The organism is Pseudomonas sp. NFACC43, from assembly GCF_900119645.1.
In the GTDB taxonomy this organism is placed as follows: domain Bacteria; phylum Pseudomonadota; class Gammaproteobacteria; order Pseudomonadales; family Pseudomonadaceae; genus Aquipseudomonas.
The window spans coordinates 1-5383 of sequence record NZ_FPKK01000035.1 but is presented as its reverse complement, the minus strand read 5'-3'; the positions used below and the strand labels follow the sequence as shown (position 1 = coordinate 5383).

Sequence of the window (5383 nt, the reverse complement as noted above, 5' to 3'; positions counted from 1 at the left end):
ATTCGCTGCTGGCGGTGACCCTGATCGAACGCATGCGCCAGGCCGGGCTGAGCGCCGATGTGCGCGTGCTGTTCAGCCAGCCGACCCTGGCGGCCCTGGCGGCCGCCATTGGCAGTGGCAAGGAAATCGAGGTGCCGGCGAACCTGATTGCCGCCGACTGTGTGCAGATCACCCCGGACATGCTCACCTTGGTAGCGCTTGATCAGCCAACCATTGACCGGATCGTGGCCACGGTGCCCGGTGGCGCACGCAACGTGCAGGACATCTACCCGCTGGCGCCGCTGCAGGAAGGCATCCTCTATCACCACCTGGCCGCCGAACAGGGCGACCCCTACGTGCTTCAATCGCAGTTCGCCTTCGATACGCTCGAGCGTTTCGAGGCGTTCGTCGAGGCGTTGCAGGTGGTGATCGATCGCCATGACATCCTGCGCACCAGCGTGGTCTGGGAAGGCCTGGACGAGCCGCTGCAAGTGGTCTGGCGCCAGGTGCGGCTGGAGCCGCAACGCTTCGAGCCCGAGGCCACCGCCGGTGACGTCGCCACGCAACTGGCGACCCGCTTCGATGCGCGGCACTACCGCCTGGATCTGCGTCGGGCGCCGATGCTGCAACTGGTCCATGCCCGGGACGAGGTCCAGGATCGCTGGGTGGCGATCCTGCTGTTCCACCACATGGCCCTGGACCATACGGCCCTGGACGTGATGCAGCATGAAATGCAACTGCTGTTGCTGGGGCAGGGGGCGCAGTTGGGTGAGGCGATGCCTTATCGCAACTACGTGGCCCAGTCACGGCTGGGCGCGAGCGAAGCGGAGCACGAAGCCTTTTTCCGCGAGATGCTCGGCGATATCGACGAGCCAACCTTGCCATTCGGTTTGCAGGACGTGCAGGGCGACGGGCACGGTATCGATGAAATCCGCCAGGCCGTAGACCCGGCGTTGTCCCGGCGCCTGCGGGTGCAGGCACGCCAGTTGGGTGTCAGTGCCGCCAGCCTGGTGCATCTGGCCTGGGCCCAGGTACTGGGCAAGGTGTCCGGCCGGCACGAGGTCGTCTTCGGCACGGTGCTGTTGGGCCGGCTGCAGGGGGGCGAGGGCGCCGACCGTGCATTGGGCATGTTCATCAACACCTTGCCGTTGCGGGTGGATGTAGGCGCCGAGGATGTCAGGGCCGGAGTCAAGGCGACCCATGCCCGGCTGACGGCCCTGCTGGGCCATGAGCATGCCTCCCTGGCCCTGGCCCAGCGTTGCAGTGGCGTGGCGGCCCCGACGCCGCTGTTCAGCGCCTTGCTCAACTACCGGCACAGCGCGGTCGTGGTGGACCAGGATGCGCGCTCGGCCTGGAACGGGATCGAGGCACTGAACGGCGACGAACGCACCAACTATCCGCTGACGCTGAACGTCGACGACCTGGGTGAAGATTTTTCCCTCACGGCCCTGGTGGATTCGTCCATCGGTGCGGCGCGCATCTGCGGTTATATGCAGATGGCCCTGGGCAGCCTGGTCGAGGCCCTGGAGCAGGCGCCGCAGACGCCGTTGCAGGCCTTGTCCATCCTGCCGGCGGCCGAGCGCCAGCAATTGCTCGATGCCTGGAACCGCTGCGACGTCGAATACGCCGGGGATGCCCTGATCCATCGCCAATTCGAAGCCTGGGCCGCGACTCAACCTGACGCGACGGCCGTGGTCCACGAGGACCAGGCGCTCACCTATGCCCAGCTCAATGCGCAAGCCAACCAATTGGCCCATCGTCTGTTGGCCTTGGGGATCCGTCCGGATGACCGGGTGGCGATCTGCGCCGAGCGTGGGCTGGAGATGATCGTCTGCCTGCTGGGCATCCTCAAGTCCGGCGCCGGCTATGTGCCGCTGGACCCGGCCTACCCGGCCGAGCGCCTGGCCTACATGCTGCACGACAGCCGTCCGGCGGCCCTGGTGACCCAACCACAATGCCGCGACAACCTGCCGCCCATGACCATCCCGGCCATCGTGCTCGATCCGCTGGATGTCGATGAGCCAGCCCAGCAACCGTCCCACAACCCCGATGTGCCGGAGCTGGACGCCAGTCACCTGGCCTACGTGATCTACACCTCCGGCTCCACCGGCCTGCCCAAGGGGGTGATGGTGGAGCATCGCAACGTGGCGCGGCTGTTCTCGGCCACCCGACCCTGGTTCGATTTCGGTCCCCAGGACGTCTGGGCCCTGTTCCATTCCTTCGCCTTCGACTTCTCGGTCTGGGAAATCTGGGGCGCGCTGACCCACGGCGGCCGCCTGCTGGTGGTGCCGCAACTGGTGAGCCGTTCGCCGCAGTATTGCTATGCGCTGTTGTGCGAGGCGGGGGTGACGGTCCTGAACCAGACGCCGAGTGCCTTCCGCCAACTGATCGCGGCCCAGGGCGAAAGCGAGCTCAGGCACAGCCTGCGCCAGGTGATCTTCGGCGGCGAAGCCTTGGAAACCGGCATTCTCAAGCCGTGGTATGCCCGGGAGATCAACGCCGGCACGCAACTGGTGAACATGTACGGCATCACCGAAACCACCGTGCACGTGACTTACCACGCACTGAGCGCGGACGACGCGCAGCGGGTCGGTGTCAGCCCCATCGGCAAGCGCATTCCCGACCTGCAGTTGTATGTGCTCGACCCCCAGCGCGAACCGGTGCCGGTGGGCGTGGTGGGAGAGATGTACGTGGGCGGCGCGGGCGTCAGCCGGGGTTACCTGAACCGCGACGAACTGACCGCCGAACGTTTCCTGGACAACCCGTTCAGTGCCGAACCGAACGCGCGGATGTACCGCACCGGCGACCTGGGTCGCTGGCTGGCCGACGGCAGCATCGAATACCTGGGCCGCAACGACGACCAGGTGAAGATCCGTGGCTTCCGTATCGAGCTGGGGGAAATCGAAGCGCGGCTCGGCCAGTGTCCGGGGGTGCAGGACGCGGTGGTGCTGGCGCGCCAGGACAGCCCAGGCGACCAGCGCCTGGTGGCCTACGTGATCGCCGAGGAAGGCGAGCCTCCCACGGCGGCCGAGCTGCGCGCAGAGCTGCTGGGTTCCCTGGCCGAATACATGGTGCCCAGCGCCTTCGTGATGCTGACGGTGTTTCCACTGACCACCAACGGCAAGCTCGACCGCAAGGCCTTGCCGGTGCCCGACCAGTCGGCGGTGGTGAGCCGCGAATACGAAGCGCCGCAAGGGGAAATCGAGACCGCCATCGCCGCAATCTGGCAGGACCTGCTGCAGCTGGAGCGGGTCGGTCGCCATGATCATTTCTTCGAACTGGGGGGCCATTCCCTGCTGGCGGTGAAACTGATCGAGCGCATGCGCCAGATCGACCTGGCGGCCGACGTGCGCGTGCTGTTCGGCCAACCCACCCTGGCGGCCCTGGCGGCGGCCGTGGGCGGCCGTCATGAGATCCGCGTGCCGGCCAATGTCATTCCCGACGACTGCTCGCGAATCACCCCGGACATGCTGCCCCTGGCCGACCTGGACCAGGATGGCATCGACCGTGTGCTGGCAACGGTGCCGGGGGGCGTGGCCAACGTACAGGACATCTATGCCCTGGCTCCGCTACAGGAAGGCATCCTGTATCACCACCTCGCCGCCGCCCAGGGCGACCCCTATCTGCAATACATTCTGTTCGCTTTCGACAGCCGCTCGCGGCTGGAAGATTTTGCCAATGCCCTGCAAGGCGTGGTGTCCCGGCACGATATCCTGCGCACGGCGGTGGTGTGGGAAGGCCTGGACGAGCCGGTGCAGGTGGTCTGGCGCGAAGCGCCGCTGGGCCTCGAAGAGGTGGCGCTGGACCCGGCGGCGGGGGATATCGCCGAGCAACTGCGGACTCACCTGGACCCCCGTCATTACCGCCTGGATATCCGCCAGGCGCCGATGATGCGCCTGGGGTATGCCGAAGACGCGGCAAACGCTCGTTGGGTGGGCATGTTGCTGTTCCATCACATGGTGGATGACGCGACGTCCCTGGGCATGCTCACCGCGGAAATCGAGGCCCATGTGGTGGGGCGCGGGCATTCGCTGCCGGCGTCGGTGCCCTACCGCAATTACGTGGCCCAGGCGCGACTGGGCGTCAGCCGCGAGGAGCACGAAGCGTTTTTCCGGGAGATGCTCGGCGATGTGAGCGAACCGACGCTGCCGTTCGGCTTGCAGGATGTGCAGGGCGACGGGCATGGGATCGAGGAGGTCCGGCAGCGGGTCGATGCGGCGCTGTGCAAACGCCTGCGAGTCCAGGCCCGGCAGCTCGGGGTGAGCGCGGCGAGCCTGTATCACCTGGCCTGGGCCCAGGTGCTGGGCCGTGTGTCGGGCAAGGACGATGTGGTGTTCGGTACGGTGTTGCTGGGCCGGATGCAGGGCGGCGAGGGCGCCGACCGGGCGCTGGGAATGTTCATCAACACCCTGCCGCTGCGGGTGGACCTGGGCAGCCAGGGTGTAAGGGCCGGGGTCAAGGCGACCCACGCTCGCTTGTCCGCATTGCTGGGGCACGAGCACGCCTCGCTGGTCCTGGCCCAGCGTTGCAGCGGCGTGACCGCACCGGCGCCGCTGTTCAGCGCACTGCTGAACTATCGGCATCTCGGTGCGCAGACAGCCACCAGCGAAGCCATCGCCGCCTGGGACGGTATCCAGGTGCTGGATGGCGAAGAGCGCACCAACTATCCGCTGACGTTGTCGGTGGACGACCTGGGCGAAGATTTCAACCTGACGGTCATGGCCCAGGCGCCGATCGGTGCAGGGCGGGTCTGCAATTATGTGCAGACCGTGCTGGAAAACCTGGTCGAGGCACTGGAGCAAACGCCGCTGGCCCCGTTGAACGGGTTGCGGATCCTGCCGCAGGCCGAGCGTCGCCAACTGCTGGAGACCTGGAATGCGTCGCCGGCGACCTACCCCCATGACGCGTTGATCCACGGGCAGGTGGAGGCCTGCGCCGCAGCCCGGCCCGATGCGCTGGCGGTGCGGTTCGAGGACCGTTCGCTGACCTATGGCGAACTCAACGCCCGGGCCAACCAGGTGGCCCATCACCTGTTGTCCCTGGGCATTCGCCCCGATGACCGGGTGGCGATCTGCGTCGAGCGTGGGCTGGAGATGATTGTCGGCCTGCTGGGTATCCTCAAGTCCGGTGCCGGCTATGTACCGCTGGATCCGGCCTATCCGGTCGAGCGCCTGGCCTTCATGCTGCAGGACAGCACGCCGGTGGCGGTGCTCACCCAGGCTGCGACGCGGCATTGCCTGGCAGACGTGGCGGTTCCGGTGATCGATCTGGACCGTGCTGAATGGCCGGAAGCGTCCCTGGGCAACCCCCAGGTGGCGGGCCTGGATTCCAGCCACCTGGCCTACGTGATCTACACCTCCGGCTCCACCGGCCTGCCCAAGGGGGTGATGGTGGAGCATCGCAA

At 66.9% G+C, this 5383-nt stretch carries 1 protein-coding gene; it reads left to right on the top strand.

The annotated features are described in order from the left end of the window. Positions 1 to 5383: non-ribosomal peptide synthetase (locus BT179_RS26170; protein WP_143148744.1), on the top strand; the 5383-nt coding region annotated here is incomplete at both ends.